18 protein-coding genes are annotated in these 23,916 nt (G+C 34.9%); 16 read left to right on the forward strand and 2 right to left on the reverse strand.

Annotation, left to right across the window (positions count from 1 at the left end; genetic code table 11):
* The first annotated feature begins 51 nt into the window (after nucleotides 1-51).
* The 3 genes from AC0VYV_RS06445 to AC0VYV_RS06455 all read left to right on the forward strand — a co-directional run bounded on the left by AC0VYV_RS06445 (nucleotide 52) and on the right by AC0VYV_RS06455 (nucleotide 2,639).
* Nucleotides 52-567: a CBO0543 family protein gene (locus tag AC0VYV_RS06445; RefSeq protein ID WP_475366917.1), complete on the forward strand. Its 516-nt coding sequence runs from the start codon at nucleotides 52-54 to the stop codon at nucleotides 565-567.
* Between the two features lie 371 nt (nucleotides 568-938).
* Nucleotides 939-1,682, forward strand: coding sequence for a hypothetical protein (locus AC0VYV_RS06450; RefSeq protein WP_475374622.1), 744 nt, complete (start codon nucleotides 939-941; stop codon nucleotides 1,680-1,682).
* Nucleotides 1,683-1,751: 69 nt separating this feature from the next.
* Entirely contained in the window at nucleotides 1,752-2,639 is an 888-nt protein-coding gene (locus tag AC0VYV_RS06455; protein ID WP_475374623.1) for a DUF7662 domain-containing protein, read from the forward strand.
* A 144-nt stretch (nucleotides 2,640-2,783) separates the two neighbouring features.
* Here the strand turns inward: AC0VYV_RS06455 and AC0VYV_RS06460 are convergent, their stop codons facing one another.
* Both AC0VYV_RS06460 and AC0VYV_RS06465 read right to left on the reverse strand, forming a co-directional pair.
* Nucleotides 2,784-4,046: a competence protein CoiA family protein gene (locus tag AC0VYV_RS06460; RefSeq protein ID WP_475374624.1), complete on the reverse strand. Its 1,263-nt coding sequence runs from the start codon at nucleotides 4,044-4,046 to the stop codon at nucleotides 2,784-2,786.
* 288 nt (nucleotides 4,047-4,334) lie between these two features.
* A complete protein-coding gene (locus AC0VYV_RS06465; protein ID WP_475374625.1) occupies nucleotides 4,335-5,321 on the reverse strand; it encodes a DUF6236 family protein in 987 nt (328 codons plus the stop codon).
* 275 nt (nucleotides 5,322-5,596) lie between these two features.
* On the opposite strand from AC0VYV_RS06465, the gene AC0VYV_RS06470 reads away from it, so the two are divergent.
* From AC0VYV_RS06470 to AC0VYV_RS06530, 13 genes are all read left to right on the forward strand, one after another.
* Nucleotides 5,597-5,857, forward strand: a complete 261-nt coding sequence (locus tag AC0VYV_RS06470; RefSeq protein ID WP_475374626.1) for a TIGR04540 family protein — start codon at nucleotides 5,597-5,599, stop codon at nucleotides 5,855-5,857.
* 20 nt (nucleotides 5,858-5,877) lie between these two features.
* Entirely contained in the window at nucleotides 5,878-6,489 is a 612-nt protein-coding gene (locus tag AC0VYV_RS06475; protein WP_475374627.1) for a DUF1819 family protein, read from the forward strand.
* On the forward strand, nucleotides 6,486-7,052 hold the full coding sequence (locus tag AC0VYV_RS06480) for a DUF1788 domain-containing protein (RefSeq protein ID WP_475374628.1): 567 nt from the start codon (nucleotides 6,486-6,488) through the stop codon (nucleotides 7,050-7,052). The genes AC0VYV_RS06475 and AC0VYV_RS06480 overlap by 4 nt, the downstream gene beginning before the upstream one ends.
* A gap of 19 nt (nucleotides 7,053-7,071) precedes the next feature.
* The gene (gene brxC, locus AC0VYV_RS06485) at nucleotides 7,072-10,623 is read left to right on the forward strand and encodes a BREX system P-loop protein BrxC (protein WP_475374629.1); all 3,552 of its coding nucleotides are present in this window, start codon (nucleotides 7,072-7,074) and stop codon (nucleotides 10,621-10,623) included.
* Nucleotides 10,624-10,641: 18 nt separating this feature from the next.
* On the forward strand, nucleotides 10,642-14,133 hold the full coding sequence (gene pglX / locus AC0VYV_RS06490; protein ID WP_475374630.1) for a BREX-1 system adenine-specific DNA-methyltransferase PglX: 3,492 nt from the start codon (nucleotides 10,642-10,644) through the stop codon (nucleotides 14,131-14,133).
* A gap of 83 nt (nucleotides 14,134-14,216) precedes the next feature.
* Nucleotides 14,217-16,769, forward strand: a complete 2,553-nt coding sequence (pglZ, locus tag AC0VYV_RS06495) for a BREX-1 system phosphatase PglZ type A (protein ID WP_475374631.1) — start codon at nucleotides 14,217-14,219, stop codon at nucleotides 16,767-16,769.
* Nucleotides 16,770-16,786: 17 nt separating this feature from the next.
* Nucleotides 16,787-18,841 (forward strand): protease Lon-related BREX system protein BrxL, encoded by a 2,055-nt coding sequence (gene brxL / locus AC0VYV_RS06500; protein WP_475374632.1) that lies wholly within the window; start codon nucleotides 16,787-16,789, stop codon nucleotides 18,839-18,841.
* A 262-nt stretch (nucleotides 18,842-19,103) separates the two neighbouring features.
* Nucleotides 19,104-20,213 (forward strand): DNA sulfur modification protein DndB, encoded by a 1,110-nt coding sequence (locus AC0VYV_RS06505; RefSeq protein ID WP_475374633.1) that lies wholly within the window; start codon nucleotides 19,104-19,106, stop codon nucleotides 20,211-20,213.
* Nucleotides 20,210-21,229 (forward strand): DNA sulfur modification protein DndB, encoded by a 1,020-nt coding sequence (locus tag AC0VYV_RS06510; RefSeq protein ID WP_475374634.1) that lies wholly within the window; start codon nucleotides 20,210-20,212, stop codon nucleotides 21,227-21,229. Before AC0VYV_RS06505 ends, AC0VYV_RS06510 begins: the two co-directional genes overlap by 4 nt.
* 179 nt (nucleotides 21,230-21,408) lie before the next feature.
* A complete protein-coding gene (locus tag AC0VYV_RS06515; RefSeq protein ID WP_475374635.1) occupies nucleotides 21,409-21,876 on the forward strand; it encodes a competence protein ComK in 468 nt (155 codons plus the stop codon).
* A 175-nt stretch (nucleotides 21,877-22,051) separates the two neighbouring features.
* Nucleotides 22,052-22,396, forward strand: coding sequence for a helix-turn-helix domain-containing protein (locus AC0VYV_RS06520; protein ID WP_475374636.1), 345 nt, complete (start codon nucleotides 22,052-22,054; stop codon nucleotides 22,394-22,396).
* Between the two features lie 11 nt (nucleotides 22,397-22,407).
* Nucleotides 22,408-23,247 (forward strand): ImmA/IrrE family metallo-endopeptidase, encoded by an 840-nt coding sequence (locus AC0VYV_RS06525; protein ID WP_475374637.1) that lies wholly within the window; start codon nucleotides 22,408-22,410, stop codon nucleotides 23,245-23,247.
* Nucleotides 23,240-23,848 (forward strand): hypothetical protein, encoded by a 609-nt coding sequence (locus tag AC0VYV_RS06530; RefSeq protein WP_475374638.1) that lies wholly within the window; start codon nucleotides 23,240-23,242, stop codon nucleotides 23,846-23,848. Before AC0VYV_RS06525 ends, AC0VYV_RS06530 begins: the two co-directional genes overlap by 8 nt.
* Nucleotides 23,849-23,916: the final 68 nt, after the last annotated feature.

Genomic DNA, 23,916 nt, shown 5'->3' on the forward strand with positions numbered 1-23,916 from the left:
ATCCAAGCGGCGTCAATAATGAAACGACTTAATACGATTGAGGTGGGTTTTATGTATTTATTATTCGTGATGGTCGTTTGGATCTTTTTTGCTTATAAATTTATCGACTGGTCACAGTGGAGAAAGCAGTATGCTACCATTCTCTTTTTCATAGTGGTGAATCTTACATATAATTTCCTCTATTTCAATCACACACTGTGGGCGTTCAGAGGGGTTACAGCCGAATGGATCAATCATTCGATCATTAACATGGCCTTCACTTTTTTTATCTGTCCCGTCGGTCTCATCATCTACCTGCAACGCTTTCCGAAGAAAAGGATCAATCAATTCAGTTACATCGCTATATGGGCTGGATTCTACACGGTGCTTGAGACGATCTTCGCCTATAAAGGATTGTACGTCTATGATAACGGTTGGAACGGGTGGTTAAACATTCCCTTAAATATCATCCTGTTCTTGATGATTTATATTCATTATCGAAGTCCGGTGAAAGCACTCATCATCTCCATTCCTCTCGCCATCCTTTTCTATTTATTCTTCCCCGTCCCATTGGACAGTCTAAAATAATAAAGGAGTGGAGCAGTCGTTATGATGATTCGTGATGTTCTATCTGTACCCGTCTTTTTGATATTAGCGATGATCACGTATAGTGCCATGTGGATTTATTTGCGTAGGAAGAAAGTGAATAAGGATGAAGAATGAAGAGGGGATTAAACTTTTGCAGGATGTCGAGGAGGTTCGATGTCCTGTTTTTTGTTTTGGCCGAGTTGCGTGACAACCACAAGTGAATACTATGATGAAAAATGATTTTTTTACCATTATTTCTTTCGATTACTTCCAGCTAATAGTAAAATAATAGAAAATTGATCTGATTTGACATATCAAAAACGTAAGCTGTTAGACATAGTACATATGCATATATAGTTGGAGGGATTAAAGTGGCCATCGCGACCTATTCAAAATTTACTAGCTTCAAAGAATCGATTCATTCCCTAACAAATCCTGTTGATCAGGAAGAGCTAATGAACGAAACGTTCTTACTTGAACGAGACGAGAAAAAGAACTTAGAAATGTATTATGCCCCGTTCGAACATGTGAATGAACATGCGAAAATCGTGATTGTCGGAATTACTCCTGGACTTCATCAGATGAAGAAATCATTTGAAACAGTTTGGAATAACAACGGTGAAGAAATTGGAGATGAAGAAGTTTTACAAAAGGTGAAAAACCATTCCAGTTTCGAAGGTCCAATGAGGAAAAACTTGATTGCGATGTTAGATGAATTGGAACTACATACATACTTAAACCTGGCCTCTACAAGTGAGCTATTTGGTCGCGCCAGTCATCTCGTCCAAACTACTTCAGTTCTTCCTTATCCAGTATTTTATAAAGGAAAGAACTTCAGTGGCTCCACCCCAAACATATTAAAAACGGAAGTACTTCATCGATATGCCTTAAACCATCTACCGATCGAGTTAGAGAAGTTAAACGATCCATTGATCGTGCCTTTAGGTGTCAATGTAACGAAAGTACTGATGCATCTAGCTGAGAATAACTTAATTTCAGCTAACTCGATCGTAAACGGTTTTCCACATCCTTCTGGAGGAAATGGCCATCGGCATCGTCAGTTTGCAGAGAACAAAGAGGGAATGAAGGAAACGATTCGCAGGTATTTTAGCTAATCGAATAGATTCTTTTTACGATTATCGGTTTTAGCACAATAACTAGAACATGAACGGAGGCTTTTCATATTGAGTATTTCTACTGAAAGAGGAAAGTACGCATCGTTACAGGATTATTTAAAGAAGAGATCTATAGAAGAGGGGGGCGTGAAGTTAACATTCGAAGAAATAGAAAACATACTTGGTTTTTCTTTACCGAAATCAGCATCTACCTATTCAGCTTGGTGGGCAAACGAAATGAAAACTCATTCCCACGCAAGAGCCTGGCTTGAAGTTGGCTATATGGTAGAGAGTCTGAAATTAGGGGTATCAGTAACATTTACTAAAAAGACAAGTGGTAAAGTAGCGGATGAGCTCGATTTAACTACTCCTAATACGTCCTATAGGTTTTTCTATACACCGCTAAACTTTGTCACAACAGGTGAAACAAATCTCTTTGCCAGGAAGAATAATCGTACAGTGGAAGAAACGCTATTACATAGTCGCTATAGCCATCTGGATAGTGAAACAAGGAAGAAATACCCGACTTCCTTACCAATGCAGCTTGGAGATTTTTTATTAGACTTAAAAAATAAAGGCGATCAATACTATAAAAATTTCTTGAATCAGTATGGCGATCTTGAATATGGTAGATTTCTAATGGAAAGTGAAGAAGATAAGCAGTTAAAAGGTCTTTATGCATATGTGACTGCAGGGAAGGTTAAATACATTGGTCGCTGTTTAGATCAGTTCGGAAAAAGAATAAACCAGGGTTACGGCGTCATTCATCCAAAGAATTGCTTCAAAGATGGACAAGCTACAAACTGTCATCTTAATGCCCAGATCATAAAAGAACAAAAGGTGAATGAGATATCTCTTTATTTGCTACCAATGACAGAGGATGAAGAAATAAAAACGCTAGAGTTGGAGTTAATAAGGGCTTACCGTCCTGAGTGGAATGTTAGTGGGAAGAAATAGGTATTTTTTTATTTTATGAGACGAATGAAACTCCCATTAATTTCAGGGAGTTTTTTTGAAATAATAGATCCTTTACTTCTGTTTCAAGTCTCTCAAAGTAAGTTTGATGTTCAGTTTAGCGTTTCCAATCTTTTAATCAATAGCTTACTTACCTATTAATCTACTTTCCAATTCTTTGTACGATTTGCATTTATATAATTCTACTATTCTCCAAACTTCTATAGGTTCCATTCCTGTTGCTTCTAAATAATCTTGTATGTGGTTCTTCTCATGGGAATTTATTTTAATTCTTACTCGTAATAAATCATAAAGTAAATCATTGCTCATCTTAGTTTTCTTACTGCTATTTATTTTTTTATTACTTGAAGTTGAAATTAAAATAGATGGCGTTGTTTGCTTGATACTCTTTTTTCTATCTTCTTCTTTCTTACGGACTTCCTGTCCTCTTTCTTCTTCGAATTTTTGTAATTCTAAGTGGTTGTCTAAGAAAGCTTTTCTGTTAGATAACTCTTGCTGAGGATCACAAAGTAGAAGTTTATTTTGAGGGGTTACTGAAAGTGCATCTGCCAGTGATAGACTATACCCCTCATGTAATAAAAAAGCTCGATAAGGTCTATTATTATGATCCTTCAAGAACCTTTTAACATTTATAATGATTTTGTCGTTTTCATCATAAAGATAGTACAGACTACCGGTTTCCAATTTGTTTAGTCGTGTGGACAAAGGATAATTGTAAAGTTTAAAAAAGCTTGGATTTGGGCGAAGTTCTTTTAATGAATTTTCCCATTCTCTATCTTCACTAGTGTAGGATGCAATCGTATGCTCCGCTTCCCAAAGAACAATACTATTTTTTTCTTTCTCAATGGCGAGTTCTTTTCGTTCAATAAACCAGATCGGAAACAAATTTTGTTCTATAAAGTAACGGTGCCTTTTAATGATTTCCTTTGCTAAGCTTTCGTCTTTGCTGGGATTGACGTTCGTGATAAAGGAAAGGGCGATGTCTTTACGATCAATTGTTAATAAAATATCTGGAATAACCTTAAAGTTTGGCTTTGCTCTAAAACCAAATTCAACGGATAGGTGGCGATTGATTTTAGACTGAGCATTTAATTCATCGTAGACGATGTCGATGATAGCTCGATGTTTTTTTGTTTCGCGTTGGTTTTGTTTATTGTATCTTGTCAAAGCTCGATCGGTTTGTTTCGATTCCATACAAGCTTCGGAATGTAAATGTGAGAAATACATTCCTCGCTCTTCCCCATACTTTACTATTAGATTAGCTTTACAATCAGGACATTGATAGATTCCTTTATTAGCAAGTTGCTTATAATTTGAAACATCCCCTTTATTCACTTTATAAGGAAGGTATTCTAATTCGTTATCGATTGTATGTAGCGCATATCTCAATAGTAGTAACCCCCAGTGTTTTACAATAATAATCTTACAATAAATGGGTTTGGTCAAGAGGGTTCTTACTTTAGTTAAAAAAGTTCTTGCGCTAATGATTGGTGAAATCTATTACATGGCAACTATGTCATTTATCAAAAGTGAGAAAAATACTATTGTTAAAATCGGTTGAATTCCTTTTTTTATTTTAGTAAATATATTCATCTTTATAGTCTAATGCAACCAGTTGTTTGACTAATTTGGCTTCGCTTTGAAAACGTATTTAGCAAATCACTAAACAAAATGAAACTATAAGTTCTTATTTACATGATGCAAATATGTTAAAGGATTTCTATCTTGTATAGGTTTACTATGTTTTGATCTTATAGATTGAATTAATACTGAGGTGGTAGTTGCGGCTGCTATAGCAGCTAAGTTTGTATAATTGTCGTTATTTATCAAAGGAATGATGCTTGGTAATTGTGGGATGGCAATTTCTAAAGTAGATAGAGTTACATCAATACCGAATGCATTCATTAAACTAGTGAATTCATTTCGGTATAATTCAAACTCATCTTTAAACATACTAAGATTAGCAGATTCATCTTGAACCTTTAGGGTCCAATCATGGAGGTATTTTCTGAACAATAATAGATCGTTTTCATACTTTATTTTAAATTCAATAATTTCTTCAAGAGTGTTATAAGCAGAAGGGCTTGGGATATTTTCTAATATTAAGTTGAGGTGAAAATCATCATTGAGAGTCGTACTTTTGTTATAAAGAATATTTTGATGTATCAGTTTGTCAGTTGCCGTTGTGTATTCTGGATTTGAAGTAGTAGAATGTTGGGCTAATAAGCTCATATATAAAAGTCCTAAATTTTTTTCAACAAATACAGAATTTGAAGATTCATAATTTAAAGAAGCGACCCTGTTTTCAAGAAGGAACGTTTTAGTTTCTTCGCTCATCTTGCTCGTGTAAATTTCATAACTAATAGGTTTCTCTGAATAGGTATTTCGTATTTCATCTAAAGACGTTTCATCTAAAATATTTATTAAATCGTTTAATATATAATTCTGAGTTTGTCTATTCAAATGCTCTGGTCTTGTATATTCATATAATCCAAGAGACTGTAAATAATTCATATCAGTAATAGATATCTGTTCTTCCTCACTATCCAAGTCATTATTAGTGCTATATGGATAAATAGAACTTATTTTATTACTGTACAAAATGGTCTTTTTTAACCAATCACTTGGTATTAATATGCCTGGATAGTATATAACCTGTCTCATGAAACTTCCTCACTTTCACCTAATTAATAGTATTAAGTATGGATGTGAAAAATTTTTATTAAGTATGTTAATTTAATGCTAATAAATCGTTTCCATGAATAATCTATACGACGACATTAGAGTAAGTACCTTCTTTTTTTAAATGTTTAAGGTATTAATCTTACTTAGTTCATTAATTTGAGAAAATGAAACAAGAATTTGAAAGTGACTAGAGACTTCCCATTGTGGTAGTAAATTAGTAAGAGTATAATAAGAATAAAGTAAGAAATATTGAGGTGGATTCATTGGAAGTTAAGCTCTTCTATAAAACTCAACGAGAACTGGCTACAGCAGTGAATAAGGTCATTGATGCTTATTGGGCTGATGAAATAAATGAAAAGGATTTAATGGGGAACATCAAAAACTTATACATAAATAATGGCACTAAGATGTTAAAGGATAGGGATTTTACAACGGTATTAAGGCAACAATGTGGAAAAAGAAGACTTGAAATAGTATCCCATATTCTCTCCTTGAAACAAGAGGGACAAGTTTAAGAAGAGGTGTAACGCTACGCATGGAAAGAGAAATAGAATACAGTGCTAACCTAACACGAGTATACTTCTTATTTTATGAATTAAAGCAAGTAATTACACTTGACCGTAAGGGTTTGAATAACACTGAAATTATGAAAAAGATTGTTGAAGAAAATGTTTTCCAATATAGGCATCCTTCAAGTATAAAGAGGATAGCTCCTACGATATTAAAAAGAGTTTATGTTTTGGACAATTCTTTAAGAGAGATGGTACTTCAGGAACCTCTGGAAACTGGAAAGGCCATTAACTTATATGCGATTATGAAAACAGACAAGCTCTTTTTTGAGTTTATGGATGAAATAATAAGGGAGAAGTTAGAAACTAACGACTATATAATTGATAAAAAAGACATTAATTTATTTTTTACATCAAAAGCTGAGCAGGATTCAAAGATAGCTGGATGGACTGAAAGTACTTTTAACAAATTAAGACAAGTATATTTCAAGATATTATTCGAATCCGGAATTTTAATTGATAAGAAAAAAGGGTCGATTGGCCAACTTCTCTTAGCAGAAAACTTGCATGAGCACATGAGAAATATAGGAGACATTGCTTTTCTAAAAGCAATGGGAGATGATGAGGTATTAAAATGAGCAATATTTATAGAAGATTGGACAAGATCTTACCTAAAATTAAAGAGGAGAAGTTCATCGAAGGAAAAGGGTTAGGGAATGAAATAAGTTTTTATGTTTTTGATTATGAACCAGAACATGAACTAGTAGTACGAGATTATATTCTACATATCAAAAAAGAATTTAGTCATGAGAATTCAAACCGAAAAGTCATAGAGTTTGACCTATACGAAATGATGATTGAAATTGCAAAAGAAAAGGGGATCTTTGAACGAGTCCTACAAATGGAAGAAAGACAAGGGAAAGATGCCTTATTTAAAGCTATGAGAAATTTTACAAAGCCGGATATATTTTTGAATAAAATTGATGAGCAAATGGAAGATCATAATGTATTGCTAATCACAGGGGTAGGTAAAGTTTACCCATTTGTACGCTCACATAATATTTTGAATAATTTGCAGGAAATATTGGATAAAACACCAGTTATTTTGTTTTTCCCAGGGGAGTATGATGGAGCATCATTGCAGTTATTCGGGAAGTTTAAAGACGATAACTATTATCGGGCTTTCCGATTAGTGGAATAGTAATAGGGGGGATTTTAACATGGAGATTCGTGAAATGTTTGAAAAGAAGATAGATAGACCTTTAAAAGGAGTCATTAAAGTAGCTCAAACGGATGAGGATAATATCTATCAGGAATTGGAGGAGTATGTAGTAACAAAAGAGCTACAAAAGCACTTCTCCAAGTTTTACGATAAATATCAAGATGGAATTGATGGTTATACAGATAAGATGGGAGCGTGGATTTCAGGTTTCTTTGGATCTGGTAAATCCCATTATCTGAAAATACTCTCCTATCTTCTTGAAAACAAAGAAGTGAAAGGAAAAAGAGCTTTAGACTACTTCGAGAATAAGATTCAAGATCCTATGGTGTTAGCTAATATGAAGCGTACGGCAAATGTGGATACAGAAGTTATTCTTTTTAATATTGATTCTAAAAGTTCGCTTGATGGAAAATCGAAAGAAGATGCCATTTTGAAAGTGTTCATGAAGGTATTCTATGAACATAGGGGATATTATGGAGATATACCTGGTGTGGCAGAGATGGAAAAATACCTGGATCAAAAAGGAATTTATAATGACTTCAAAAGAGAATTTAAAAAGTTAGCTGAAGAAGAGTGGGTAGATCGAAGAAACACTTTTTATTTTGATGCAGACTATGTGGTTGGTGCTTTGAAAAAAGCAACGGCTATGTCGGAGGAATCCGCTCGCAATTGGTTCGAAAATGGTGTGAATAACTATGAAATAAGTATTGAAAAGTTTGCCAAGGACGTAAAGGAATACACAGAACAAAAAGGTGACAATTTCCATTTGGTGTTTCTCGTAGATGAAATAGGTCAGTACATAGGCGACAGTCGTCAATTGATGTTGAACCTTCAAACGCTCACAGAAGACATAGGAACGTATTGTAATGGGAAGGTATGGATCATTGTAACAGCTCAGGAAAGCATTGACAGCTTGATGAAAGTAAAGGGAGATGACTTTTCACGTATCCAGGGTCGCTTTGATACGAGGCTTTCTTTATCCTCCATTTCCGTTGATGAAGTGATTAAAAAACGTATCTTAGCGAAGAAAAACTTTGTTAATCTGAAGCTGAAACAAATTTATCTTGAAGACAGCAACAATGCGAAACTGAAAAATCTTATTTCTTTTAAAGAAAGCACGGCGGATTTACGTGGTTATGATGATGCTAATGAGTTTGCTGACGTGTATCCATTTGTGCCTTACCATTTTAAATTGCTTCAAAAAGTATTTGAGCAAGTGCGTAAACATGGATCGTCTGGAAAGCACTTATCAGAGGGGGAGCGTTCAATGCTTTCTGCTTTCCAAGAGTCAGCTCTACAATTTAAAACGTTTGAAGAGGGAACTCTAATACCATTACATGCTTTTTATGAGACGATTCGTGAATTTTTAACTCCGTCAGTTGCGAGGGTTATTGAAGGAGCTTATGAAAATCCAGGTTTGAAGGATAATGACTTCAACATGGAAGTTCTTAAAGTGTTATTTATGATCAAGTATATTGATGACTTGCCAGCTAATTTGGACAACATTGCAACCTTAATGGTAACAAAAATAGATGAAGATAAACTTAACCTTAAAGAACGAATCAAAGTTGCGTTACGAAAACTGGTATCTCAAAACTTAATTCAAAAAAATGGGGAAGTTTATATCTTCCTTACTGATGATGAACAAGATATTAATCGAGATATTAAAGCAACCAAGGTTGAAGAAGAAATTGTAAAGCGTGAGATCGCTAACTACATCTACCAGGACATTTTCGATGATCGGAAATTCAAATACAAAAATAAATATTCATTCAACTTCAATCGGAAAATGGATGAGAAAAATTATGGTAATCAAACAGCATCACTAGGTATTAACTTCATTTCACCTTTATCCGACAATTATCCATTATCCGATCAAGAGCTATATACGCAGACCTATGGAAATAACGAGCTTTGGATCCGTCTTCAAGGTAATGAGGGATATGTAGAAGAAATGGAAGAAGCTCTGAAAATCGAGGAATACCGTAAACAAAAGAGTATTCAGCAGATGCCTGATAATATGCAGACTATCTTGAATAATAAACGTGTTGAAGCTACTCAAAGGAAGAGAAGAGTAAAAGAATTGATTTCAGATGCAATCAGGTCAGGTCAATTCTTTATCAATGGAGAGCAAGTAAATGTAAAAGGTTCTACAGTTAAAGAAAAGATTGTTGGGGGTATGAATCATTTAGTCGAAAGCGTCTATACAAAACTAGAGCATATCAAATCCCATGTAGAAAATGATAATGAGCTATTAGCTATTGCTCGAAGTAGTGAAGAACAAATGACTTTAGATGTTGAAGTAGAGTCAAATGAATTGGCACTTCAAGAAATGAAAGAATTCATTAATTTACAACATGAGTTCAGTCGACAGGTACGTACCAAGATCTTGTTAGATCATTTCAATGCTAAGCCTTATGGTTGGCGTGAATATGATACGGCTGGCTTGATAGCTACATTACTTAAAGACCAATTTATACGTATTACTTATAACGGTTCATATGTTGAGCCTGAAAGTAAAAATATTTTAAGTGCATTAATTAAGTCAACAGATGTAGACAGAGCCATTATCACTAAGCGAGTTAAAGTCGATGATGTTTTATTGAGAAAATCTCGGAATATTGCAAAGAATGTATTTAACAAGACGGATTTACCAGATGATGAAGATGGTTTGGTGAATGAAATCAAACGTTTAATAGATGATCAGAAGAAGAAAATTCACACTTATAAAAACCGATATGAGGGTAGGAAGTATCCAGGGGAAAGTTTATTGGATAAAGGGCTCGAATACTTTGAGCAATTTACTAATCAAATGGATAATGCATCTTTCTTCACTAAAATAAATAAGATGGAAGACAAATTATTGGATTGGGAAGAAGATGTCACTTTGGTTAAAAGTTTTTTTGGAAATCAGAAGACACTTTTTGATCAAGGTTTGGACTCATTATTAAAATATGAAGAAAATGAATCTTATCTTGATGATGATAGCACCCAAGAAACGGTTCAACAGTTAAGGTCAATTGTTAATGATCCTATTCCTTATAAACAAATTAAAGATATACCTGAACTTGCACATAAGATTGACGAGGACATAAAAAATGTGCTTTCCAAGAAAAAAGCAAGAGCAAAAGAGGAAGTACAGCTTACCTATGATAACTTGTTGCTTAACACTAATTCTGATGGAGTTACTGAGGAAACCATATTAAAAATAAAGCGCACGTTTGATGACCTCTTAGATAGCATTGATAGATTTGTCAATATATATAAAGTGGATGCAGTCATCACTCAAAGTAACACTTTTAAAGATCGTTTCGAACGAATAATAGCTGAAGATATTATAAAGAAAAAAGAAATGGATAATGAAGACGATATTGGTGGCGAAAGGACAGCATCAGTACCTCATAAACCATCTACAAAGAAAATAAGAATTAAGGACTTGGTTAATGTCTCCAAGTTAACCTCAGAGGCTGATGTTGATAGGTATGTGAATTCATTAACTAATGAGTTAAAACAACTAATCAGAGAAAATAACATTGAGTTTATTGATTGATAAAGTGGGGGCCTTAAGATGAATAAAACTGCGTTACGCACGTTTGCTACAAATGCACGAAGAGAGCTTCTTGATAAGGTGAAAGCAAAGGCTATGAAAATTGGTATCACAGAAGAAAAGGTAAAAAAAACAGGTGTAGAAAGTTCGGATGCCGTCTTTATTGACGGCAGACAACTTTCAAGTGAGGAAAAATCTCAAAGGATTAACTTAATAAAAAGGGTAGAACAAAAAGGCTTTAACCAAGTTATGGAGGAAGTAGCATACACGTGGTTTAACCGTTTTACAGCATTAAGGTTCATGGAAGTAAACGAATACTTACCTTCCAATATAAGAGTATTATCTTCATCTAATCCGGAAGATCCCATTCCTGATATTATCAAAGAAGCTATGTCGTTAGACTTTGATATTGATAAAGAATGGGTATATGAAAGAAAAGTTAAAAACGAAAATGATAAGCTATTTCAATATCTAATTATCAAGCAATGTAATGATCTGTATGATTATATGCCTTTCATGTTTGAAAGAATAGATAATTATACTGAGATATTATTTCCAGAAGGGTTATTATCTAAAGGTACTTTCCTAAAGCAAATGATAGATATATCAATCATACCCGAAGAAGATTGGGAAGAGGTAGAAGTTATAGGTTGGCTATACCAGTATTACATTGCTGAGGAAAAAGACCGTGTAATAAAGGCAAAAAAACGATATAAAACTGAAGAAATTCCCTTTGCTACTCAGCTGTTTACTCCTGATTGGATAGTACAATATATGGTTCAAAATTCACTGGGTAGATATTGGGTGGAAAACCATCCAAATCAAAAAGATCTAATAAATCAATGGCAATATTATTTGGAAAATCAAAATATGAATTTTGAAGATCATCTCTTACCGTATTTAAATAATGAGTTAAAAGTTGAAGATATTAAGTGCTTTGATCCTGCAATGGGAAGTGGACACATACTTGTGTATATGTTTGATGTACTCTATGAAATATATAGTAAATCAGGATATTTGGAGAAAGAGATTCCAAGACTTATTATTGAAAATAATTTATATGGATTAGATATAGATGATCGTGCTTATCAACTTGCAAGTTTTTCAATAGTGATGAAGGCAATGAAATATAATAGACGTTTCTTAAGAAGTATAAAGAGAAAGCACTTAAATCTAAATTTTACATCAATGCAAGAAACCAATACCTTCGATGATGAAAAAATTGTATATTTGGTAGGTGAAGAAGAGGGAGAATTATTTGAGTACACCAAAAAATTCATCTATCAATTTAAGCATGCTAAAACGATTGGGTCTTTAGTTCATATTGAAAATTATGATAGAGATTTACTAATTAAACAATTGAAAAGTATAAACGACAATCCCGTTGTAGATCTATTTAAGGAAGAAATTAGAAATGAAGTATTGAACATACTACCCAAATTAATAAAGCAAGCTGATCTACTTGTTAAAAAATATGATGTTACTATAACTAACCCTCCGTATATTGGGTATAAATTCCTTCATCCTAAACTTAAGGAATTTATTGATTTATATTATCCGAATTATGGTACAGACTTGTTTAGTGTTTTTATGAAATATGTGCAGGGGGTTACAAAGAGTGATGGTCAAATAGGTTTAGTAACGCCATATGCTTGGATGTTTATTAAGAATTATGAAACATTAAGAATTGAAACTCTAAGAAAAACAACGTTAAGTTCACTAATTCAGTTGGAACCTAACGCTTTTGAAACTGCGGCAGTACCTGTCTGTACCTTCACTTTAAGAAATTATAAAGTAGATAATGTACCTGGTGAATATATTAGGTTACATGAATTTAAAGGTGTTCATATTCAAAAAAACAAAGTATTAGAAGCAGTCGAAAATCCAACTGTAGAATATAGATATTCAGTTATTGATAAAATATTTAAAGATATACCTGGGAGAAGAATAGCTTATTGGATTTCAAATGAATTTAGAAAGTTATTTACTAATAACAAAATACTTAATGATGTAATAGATATTTCTGGCTCGCAAAATATTACCGGAAATAATAAAAAATATTTGAGGAATATATGGGAAGTAAAAAGGTCGGATATTATTACCAATAGGTGGAGCCTTTATGTTAAAGGTGGTAGCTATCGAAAATGGTTTGGGAATATAGAACTTGTTGTTGACTGGTCAAAGGAGGCAAGAAAATTTTATAAAGGTAATTCAACGTCAAATTTATTAGACGAAAAATACTGGCATAAAGAAGGGATTACTTACAGCGGAGTTTCGTTACGAGGGTTTACAGTTAGGTTAGTTGATGAAGCGATTTATGATAAAGGTGGCCCTACACTACATGTAGAAGAAAGAGACCTACTTTATTATATCTTGGCTCTTCTAAATACTAAAATATCATCAACGATAATTAATCTATTTAATCCTACTCCCAACACTCAGGTGAATGATGTAAAGTATATTCCATTTATTTTAACGAGTGATAAAGAAAAGAAAAGCAGAATTATCGCTTTGGCAAAAGAATGCTATAGTATTGCAAAAAAAGACTGGGATGAGTTAGAAACTTCTTTTGACTTTAGAATAAATCCTATTATGAAGTTCAAATCACATACAAATGTAATAGAAGATGCCTACCAACAATGGGTGTACGAAAAAGACAAGGATTTTGAAAAACTAAAAGCAAACGAAGAAGAGTTGAACCAAATATTTATAGATATATATAACTTAGAAAAAGATTTTTCCCCAAAAGTTTCTAATAATGATATTACTCTTGTAGCACCTGATTTACAAAAAGATATCAGACACTTTATCTCCTATGCAGTGGGAATCATATTGGGCCGTTTTTCATTAGATACAGAGGGTGTTGTATTTGCCGGTGGAGAATTTAATATAGAAAAATATAACGCATTTAAGGTTGATAAAGATAATATATTGCCTATAATATCAGACTCCTTTTTCGAAGATGATATAGTATCACGCTTTGTTGATTTTCTTAGCATATCATTTGGAAAAGACTCTTTAGAAAGAAATATTACCTTTATTGCATCTAATTTAGGTAAAAAGAAAAATGAAACAGCTTTAGAAACCATGAGACGTTATTTTATGAATGACTTTTATAAGGATCATATGAGTATATTTAGCTCGCGTGGAAGAAAAGCACCAATTTATTGGTTGCTTTCTTCGGGAAAACATAAAGCTTTTAATTGTTTAATCTATATACACAGATACGATTCAACAACTTTGGGAAGAGTACGTACTGATTATTTGCATACTTTACAAACACGATTGAATGTAGAAAGAGAGACCTTAATAAATACTATTGAAGGTGACTCCACTTCACAAGAAATTACTCAAGCAAAAAAGGATTTGAACTTGGTGGAAAAGAAAATTGAAGAACTGAAAACCTATGATGAAGTGCTTCATCATTTGGCGGATCAGCAAATCGAGATAGAATTAAACGATGGTGTGGAAGTTAATTATGAAAAGTTCAAAGGTCTACTGGCTAAGAAATAGTTGAATAATAACAAGATGAAGGATATATCAGTTAAACCTGGTATATCCTTGTACATAGCAGGACTTAATAAGGTGGCATATCTATGGAAATTAATGAAATAATACTGACACTTCAAAAAACATATGAACACCCTCTTGAAGATCATCAAAATAGAAGAATTGTCTTTTGGATGGATAAAGACCAAGAGTTTACTGATGTGATAGATGAAATGCAAATTTCTGATGTAAAAGTACAAAAATTAAACCAAAATAATAGCTTTTATACCAAGTATTTATTGGAAGAAGAAGACACACGATCAAACTTCTTGATTTACACGACTGAAGACCTCTCTTCAGAGAATAACTGGCTAATGGATACGTACCTCTATTCACAGAGTTTCTATGCGGACAAAGTATCCATTATCATGAAAGAAATTGGTATAGATTCTTCTTTGAGAGCTTTAGTGAAGAAGTATAAGAAGTTCTTTAATAGTAGTAAACGCATAAGTAAGTTGAAAACATTTGGCATCTCAAAATTTACAGAAGAAACCTTTGAAGTCGCTCTTATGAGTGTACTATGCAATGTGAAAAGTCCATCTTTTGATGATGTCATGAAAGCGGTACTGATGGATACAATGCATGATACAGAAAATAAATTCATCATTGAAATGGATAAATTCTTCGATATCAATTCATTTTGGAAGTATGTCAACAAATACTATGGCTTTGAACAAATTCATCCATCCTTGAAAAAGCTGATGACACATCTTTCTGTGACAGCTCTTAGTCAAACGGTAAATGAGGAATATTTAGTTAATGTGAAAGATTACATTGCTTCTCACAATAAAACAAACTCTCTTATTTTTATTGATCGATGGATGTATCATGCAGAAGATGCCAATAGATATGATCAATATGTTCGAGATATTGAGAGCGACATTAATATCAAAGACATCGTCCAACAAATGAAAATTGATGAGTTTAAAAAGACAGACATCTTTCCTTACTTGGATCAAGCAATCATCCAATATATTTTCAATGGGATTAAAGCTCAACTTGAAGATTATGATGAATACAAAAGCCTTATTCGTTTACGTCGTGCCAAACACTTTTATAGAGAAAACAAGGCTATTTATGAGGCGTTGTTCAACACTGTAGAAATGTTTGGATTTAAAAAACAATATCCATTAGGTATTCCGAAACAATCAATGAAGGATATGCATAAGTCTTATCTTGATCGGTATTACAAAATGGATGCCTATTATCGAAAATTCTATAATGCATTCGATGAAGCTGAAACAAGCGAATACATGGATGAACTTCAAAGAATGGCCGAATATGTGTACACAAATTGGTATATGAGCGAATTGAACAACCATTGGTCAAGTTCCATTTCGGAAGAGATAGAAGATGAATGGGCAATAGATGGCGTATCAAAACAACAAAATTTCTATCAGCACAATGTGTCTCCAATAGTAAAAAATGGAGAGAGAGTCTTCGTGATCATATCTGATGCACTTCGATATGATATAGGGGTAGAAGTTGCAGAATATTTAGATACAGAAACCAGGGGAAGTAGTCAAGTCGAAACTATGTTAAGTGTCCTACCCTCTGTAACAAAATTGGGAATGGCTTCTTTATTGCCACATCGTACATTAGAGTTAGATTTAAACCAAAATGTAATGGTTGACGGTAAAGCATCACAAGGAACTTCTGATCGAAAAAAAATTTTACAGAATGCTCTTGAAGAAAGCACTGCCATCAGCTTTACTGAATTAGATACTATGAGTAAGAATGATCGGAGAGAATATTTTAAAGGGAAGAAAGTAAGTTATATTTACCATAACGCGATTGATGCTACAGGCGATCATGCATCAACCGAAAAAAATACATTTAATGCTGTAGATAAAGCGATTGAAGAAATATATAAGATTGTAAAAATCATTCGGGATGAACTGAGCGGTACGAATATTTTCATCACTGCAGATCATGGCTTCATTTATCAGAGAAATCCTCTTGAAGAAAGCGATAAAATCGAAAAGGTTGATTTCACGATTAATGAAATGAAACGTCGCTATATATTATCTGAAGATAAAGAGACTGTGGATGGCTTGTTAAGGATACCGCTTAAAGGCATTATATCGAACCAACAAGAATGCTATGTACCAAAATCAACAATCCGTTTTAAAATGAAAGGTCAGGGAGTTAATTTTGTACATGGTGGAGCCAGTTTACAGGAAGTGGTTGTACCTCTTATTACGTTTAAAAATGCGAGAAAAGGTCAATCCCGAAGTAGAGAAACACAACAAGTAGATATTAAGCTTACTAATACTTCACGTAAACTGACAAACAGCATCTTCCATCTTAATTTCTTCCAGACTGAAAAAGTCGAAGGGAAGATGACGCCAAGAACGGCTAATATTTTCATGGTAGATAATCAAGAACAAAAGATATCAAATGAAGAAGTCGTTATTGCGGATAAAGCTACTGGTAAACCAGAAGAGCGTATGTTTAAATTACGGTTTGTTCTTAAAACGCAGGACTATGATAAAAATAAGACGTATTATTTAATAGTGAAGGACATGGAAACGGGAATTGTTTTAGAACGCATTGCATTCACCATCAGCTTAGGAATTAGTAATGAATTCGACTTTTAAGAAAAGGGGTGAAGCCGATGGGAAATGAAGGATTGTCAGATGCAATATCGCTAGATCAAAAACTGAATGAAGTGTTTGCAGGAAGAGTGGTCAGAAAGGATTTAACTAAGCTGATAAAAGAGGGAGCTAATGTCCCTGTTTATGTACTTGAATACCTTCTTGGAATGTATGCTGCTACTGATGATGAAGAAAGTATTCAAGAAGGGGTCAAGCGAGTGAAGAAGATCCTTTCTGAAAACTTTGTTAGACCTGACGAGGCAGAAAAAATAAAATCTCGTATACGTGAAGTCGGGCAGTATTCGATCATTGATAAAATCACTGTTAAACTGAATGCTAAAAAAGATTATTATGAAGCTGAATTTTCGAATCTTGGATTAAAAGGAGTACCGATTTCTTCTAACTATATTAAAGAGTACGATAAGCTATTAGCGGGTGGAATATGGTGCATGTTAAAGATGGACTATTATTATGATGAAGAACAACGTGATATGAATCCATTCAGCATAAGTAATCTGAAGCCGATTCAGATGCCTAATATGGATGTAAATGAAATATTTGATGGGCGAAAACAGTTTACCAAAGAAGAATGGATTGATGTATTAATCCGTTCTACTGGTATGGAGCCAACACAATTAGATGATCGAGTAAAATGGCATTTGTTACTTCGGCTTGTACCATTGGTAGAAAACAACTATAACATGTGTGAATTAGGTCCAAGAGGTACAGGTAAATCCCATGTGTATAAAGAGATTTCACCCAACTCTGTATTGGTGTCAGGAGGTCAAACTACTGTCGCCAACTTATTTTATAACATGTCTTCCCGACAAGTCGGTTTAGTTGGTATGTGGGATACGGTGGCTTTTGATGAAGTAGCAGGTATTAGGTTTAAAGATAAAGATGGTATTCAAATTATGAAGGACTTTATGGCTTCTGGGTCCTTTTCAAGAGGAAAAGAAGAGAAAACAGCTTCTGCCTCAATGGTGTTTGTAGGAAATATAAATCAAAGTGTGGACTCATTAATTAAAACATCCCATCTCTTCGCTCCTTTTCCTGAAGAAATGTCAAACGACTCTGCTTTCTTTGATCGGATGCATTACTATCTTCCAGGATGGGAAATTCCAAAGATGAGACCTGACTTTTTTACTGATAAGTACGGTTTTATCGTAGATTATATGGCAGAGTATTTCAGGGAGATGAGAAAGCGATCCTTTGGAGATTCAATCGATCGTTTTTTCAAGTTAGGAAACAATCTGAATCAACGAGATGTGATAGGTGTAAGAAAAACGGTATCAGGATTAGTTAAGCTACTATATCCACATGACGAATACACAAAAGAAGATATTGAAGAGATCCTGCAGTATGCTCTAGAAGGCCGTCGAAGAGTAAAAGAACAGCTCAAAAAGATTGGTGGCATGGAGTTTTATGATGTCATGTTCTCCTACATACAAAAAGATTCCTTGGAAGAGGAATATGTATCTGTACCAGAACAAGGTGGAGGTAAATTAATACCAGAAGGACTTGGGAAACCAGGCCATGTTTACACTGTAGGTTATGGCGAATCCGATATGATAGGTGTATTCAAACTCGAAAACCAGGTTGTTTCTGGATCAGGTAAGTTTGAAAAGTCAGGAGTCGGCTCTAATAGAGATGTTAAAGAAAGTTTGGATACGGCTTATAGATATTTCACCTCTAATAGCAAGAGCATAAGCGGAACAATTAGTGTGAAAAACAAAGACTATTTAATGCATGCTACCGATTTAAATGGAATTGGTTTAACTAATCAAATGGCCATAGCAGAACTAATTGGATTATGTTCAGGTGCAATGGAGAAGCCTGTACAAGAAAGTTTGGTTGTATTGGGTAACATGACAGTAGGTGGTACTATAAATAAAGTAAATAATCTCGCAAACGTACTGCAAGTGTGTGTGGATTCGGGTGCTAAACGAGTTTTAATACCAGCTTCATCTGTAGTAGATTTACAAACTGTTCCTCCAGACCTTTTAATAAAAGTACAACCCATGTTTTATTCGGACCCGATTGATGCTGTTTTTAAGGCTTTAGGAGTAGGGTGATAAATCTATTCTTCAGTAGGCTAACTAAAATGTTTAAATAACTTGTATTCAAGCCCTAGGACTAATCTTGATTAGGTTACTAGGGCTGTTTTTATTATTCTGAGAAACCTAAATATTATACATTAGAATTCCTCAAAAGCAAGCACCAAAGAACGATTCTAACTCCGAACCCCATCAATCACAACAAAATATTTTTAAACTCAAAAAACTATTTGCAAATATCTAACAATTCACTATAATCAATTCAGGAGGTGGAAATAAATTGGATTATAGGAGTATAGTAACGACATTAAAAGGAGAAGTGACATCTCAATTCGGAAAGGCCACGCTCTCCTGCCAAATGCCTCTGCGCATGTTGAAGTCTCTTTTCGACATTGATGGAAGAGTCCAGCGGGAGCTTGATATCCGAAAGCGTAAGATGATTCGGGATTTTATTATTGATTGCCTAGATAAAGATCAGCCGTTTTACTTTGGGGCATTTGTGTTCTCTGCGAGAGGGCAGCTACATAAGAGCCATAATGGAGAAGGGTTTGAACTTGTACCAGGAAGTAAGTTATACATTTGCGATGGACAACATCGCATGAGGGCTTTGATTTCTGCAATGAGCTATCTTAGTTCCTTAGTTGAGCATAGCGAAGAGTTTACACCAAATGACCCTAAGATTGAACAATTAAGAAGTTCAATTGAGTTCCTTGAGAATTATCCCATCTCGATGCAGATTTTCTTGGATCTCAATCAGAAAGAAGAAAGGCAGCTGTTTACGGATATGAATACAGAGCGATCGGATGCTCATGCTGGTCTCGTGATGCAGTTTGATCAGCGAGACGAATACACGAGAATTGCTCGCACTGTAGCTGATCAGTTGCACGATACGCTTGATATTGAAATGAAACTTTCCAGGTTGACCGTTCAAAATTCAGCGATTACCTCTCTTGCCATTATTAAGCGGTGTATGGTGGCAATGTTTGAAGGTAACGTTAATGCCAAAACAGGTCTACCGTACTTTCAGGGATTAAATCCTAATCAAGCGGCTGATATTGCGAGCGCTTTCTTTAAAAAGTGGGTGGTGCTTTTTCCTGTTCGAATGGATGATCGACAGGCCTATGTATGTGGTCTCGCTGGTATCCAGGTTGCCCTTGCTTATACCGTTTATCAACTTACGAAAAATGAAAAACTCTCACACCTCGAAGCGATTGATCGGCTTCAGACTCTTTCACACTACTGTACATGGCGCCACGAAGATCCCCTCTTTCGTGATTACTACGATCCTTCCGCCAAAAAGATCAAAAACTACTCTCACACTACCGCTACTGTAAAACTTGCTCAACACTTTTTACACTTAATGAAAACAGAAGAGGAGGTTCGAATTTGAACGGCATTATCGCACCGCAGCGGATGGAAAATGTCGCTGTACTAGATCTTATTGAATTAATTCAGCATAACCTCATCAACTTTAGAGATTACCGACAAGGAAGAGTGAAAACGATTAAGGATTATCTCGAAAATAACTTATTAGAAGAAACCGTTTATTTTCCTGCGATTACCGTAAATATCACAGGCGACCGGTATGAAATGATTGATGGGTCAAAGCGAGTACAAGCTATTTACCAGGTGTACAACGAAATAAAGACAAGGATGAAAAGCGATCAACCTCAGGAAGTCAAAAAAGCTCTGCAAATGGATCGATTCTTAGAGTCATCATATCTAAGTGTTCAAATGTTTGAAGGATTAACACAAGTAGAATGTGATCAGCTGTACGTTGACTTTAATACGAAAGGAAAAAAGGTCGCTTTATCCAAACGAATTGCCTATGATTCCAGAAATAGCGTCAACCAAATTACAAACGAATTGCTTCACGGGAATCCTGACTTAAAACGTGCGGGAATCGAGATGGAAAAGCAAGCGGTTGTGAAACCAACAAATTCGAACTTCTTATCTTTATCTCAGCTAAGACAGTTGACGATGATATTTCTCACAGGGAGCATTCCTACTGGAAAGGTAAAGGAAAATCAGTCATTTTCAGTTTCAGAAGAGGATGTTTTAATTGTGATGAATCACTGGTTGAAAGAATTGTTTTACCTCCATTCCAGTGAAACGATTGGCAATTACCGAAGGACGATGTTAGCAAGCTATGCTGTGTTGCAAGCGTTAGCTTTCTATACAGTGGAAGGGCTAAAAGGAAAAAAAGTGGAGGATCAAAAAAGAGAAATATCGATGAGGATGAAAAAGCTCCATCAGATTGACTGGCAGCCAGAAAACCCAATTTGGGAGACGTTCAAGGGAAGTAGAAAAGGGCGTGAGCAGTATTATTTTATTGATAAGGACAAGTCCACCCTTCACTCTATTGCTTCCTGGTTTCAACATGTGAAGGAGGTGGAGAATGTGTGAAATAATAAGAAAAAGCCTCTGAATGATAAGTCCGGGAAGACCCATTCAGAGGCATCTCGTTAGTCGAGAAACTAACTTATTTTTAGTATAACGTGTTCGGTTCATAGTGAAAAGCGCTAAAAGTTACATGAATGACCAAGAAATAAAAACAAAATAATGTACTTAGGAGGAAAGAATATATGGATAGTCAAGAAGACGTATATCCGGACTACGAAATCAATCCCAAGACACTTGCACTAAGAGCAGCAAAGACGGTGGAGTATGGAACGAGAGTGTATGAAGAAAACGGTATTTACCTAACAGAAAAGTCTCCAATCCAATTAATTGAAGATGCCTGCTTGCAGGGAGGGAGTACGTATGAAGGAAGACGCCAAGCAACCGTATATCACCTCAATTATGTTCAATCAACGCCGGTGGTGCTAAACCCATATTGGAACATCTTCGCACTGCCTTCAGAGTCACCTGAAAACCTGAATTGTGTATGGGTCATGTTCCAACATATTCGTTGGGCAAGAAGCGTCACAAAAACATCTTCTGGCATTCATTTTCTTAATGGATTGTTTCTCGATGTGCCAGTGTCTGTTGATCGGATGCAGAAACAGATTGAGCGAACGGGGATGTGGAAGAGTCATTATTCGAATAGGTAAGTGAACATAGAATGGCCTTCTGAATGAAGGCTATTTCTAATAACATCGGGTTGTTCGTGTATGGTAGAGTGCAACTTTGTGAACAATATGGATGATATTTTATTTAATGAGTAAACAATTCGTTGACAATTATTTTGGTTTCTACATATACTTAACTAAAAAGGACGTGAACCATATGACGACACTCTTTGAACAAATAGGAGAAAGAATTAATCAATGGTTAGTGGACAATGGTCAGACACAATCCTTTTTCGCAGAGCGGATGGGAATTTCAAAGCAGGTCATGAGTAAAATCATTAAGGGTAAGAAAGCTACGAACATAGAAGAAATTAAGAAAATCTCAGATATTATGGGAATCTCGATAGATGAATTGTTAACCTCACATGAGGAGCCACCGATTCTTCAGGATCCTGTCCTGTATTTGATGGGGGAAACAGATAATGAAAATACGAAGGAGAAACTTCAATTTTTGAATCATGTTATGAATGAAATGATTGAATTAGAAGATCTTCTTCAGTAAGGTGGTGACTTATGAAATCCGTTCAAATATTATCCTCACATGAGATAAAGGATATCGACTCAAAGGTACGAGCTAAGCTTGGAGAAATGCAAAAAACGCATCGGGTTTTAAGAGAAGAAGTGTGGGACTTACTAGAGCAAGAAGCAACACTTCTCAAATATCCCATACAAGACGACGAGCTATGTGCATTTGTTTGTGTGAAAAGTAACCGGACGTTTGTCTATATTAATACGTATCTTCCTAAAGAAAAACAGTTATTTGCAGCTGCTCATGAGCTGTATCATATTTGGTTTGATCAAGATCGACTAAATCAAAGTGAAATGCTAAACTCCAAAATATTAGAGAACGATACAGAAGATGTAACTGAATTAAAGGCGAACCTTTTTGCGGCCATGTTCCTTGTTCCAACGAATGTTTTACAAAGCGAATTAAAGATAAGAGAGCTACATCCAAATAGTATTAAAGTTGAAGACATTGTAAAATTAATGGCTTTATTTTACGCTCCATACAAGACCTTAGTTAGAAGGTTACATGAGATAAATTTCATAACAGATGCCCAACTTGAATTTTTCTTGTCAGTACCTGATCGAGACGAGATGAGCGGAGTCATGCTAGTACGTAAAAAGTTACAGTTAAATGATGCGACCCAAGATCGTACGAAAGATATTTTCTTCGAAGGTTTCGTTGAAAATTCTATTACAGCCTTCGAGAAAGGTGAAATTTCAGAAGAAAAACTACGTTACCATTTATCACTAGTAGATCAGTCACCTGAGGATTTTCAATTGTTCCCAACAGTAGAAGAGGATGATAATTGGGAGGACATTATGGAGGATTATGACGGGGATGACTGAGTGTATATGGAAAGAAGCGATACTGGATACTGATTTTGCGTTAAAGTTAGAAAAAGCAAAACAATTCAATGCTATTGAGAAATATGTTCCAAGGTTGGTTCATAAGCTTTTTGTCCATCAGTATGTTTACGAAAATGAAATACTGGTTCCTAAAAGAACCAAAGAGCAGATTAATTATCTTGTAAACCAGGGCAGGGCAGTTGTTGTAGATGCTCAGTCATTGAAGAATGAGAATCCACTAGCAGCAAAAATCTATCAACAAACCATTACCCACTTGGAGAAAGTAGCACCTGGAACGAAATATAAAGGGAAGAATTGGGGAGAAACGGTCTCCATTGCCTATGCTCGTGCAACTGGGATTCCTTTTATTTTCTCTGATGAGAGTGAACTTCAGCTGTTACTAGATGAAGAGGTTAATAGTGACAGTGAATCAGATTTATTTGTTATTCGATTACGGGATTTCATTATTGGCATGAAAGATATGAGTTTAAAGAGGAAAGAAGCATATATCATTTGGTGTGCAGCCCATCAGGGGAATAAGAGAATAATAGAGTGGGCTAAGCGGGAATTTAAAGAAGAGTTATGGCCGATCGATACTTAGAGCACAGGATTCTTGGAAAGAATCCTGTGCTTTTTAGTGGCCAAAAGTAATTATAACCTGTGATAGTA

It is taken from the genome of Anaerobacillus sp. QJM3NY_17 (genome assembly GCF_056173665.1).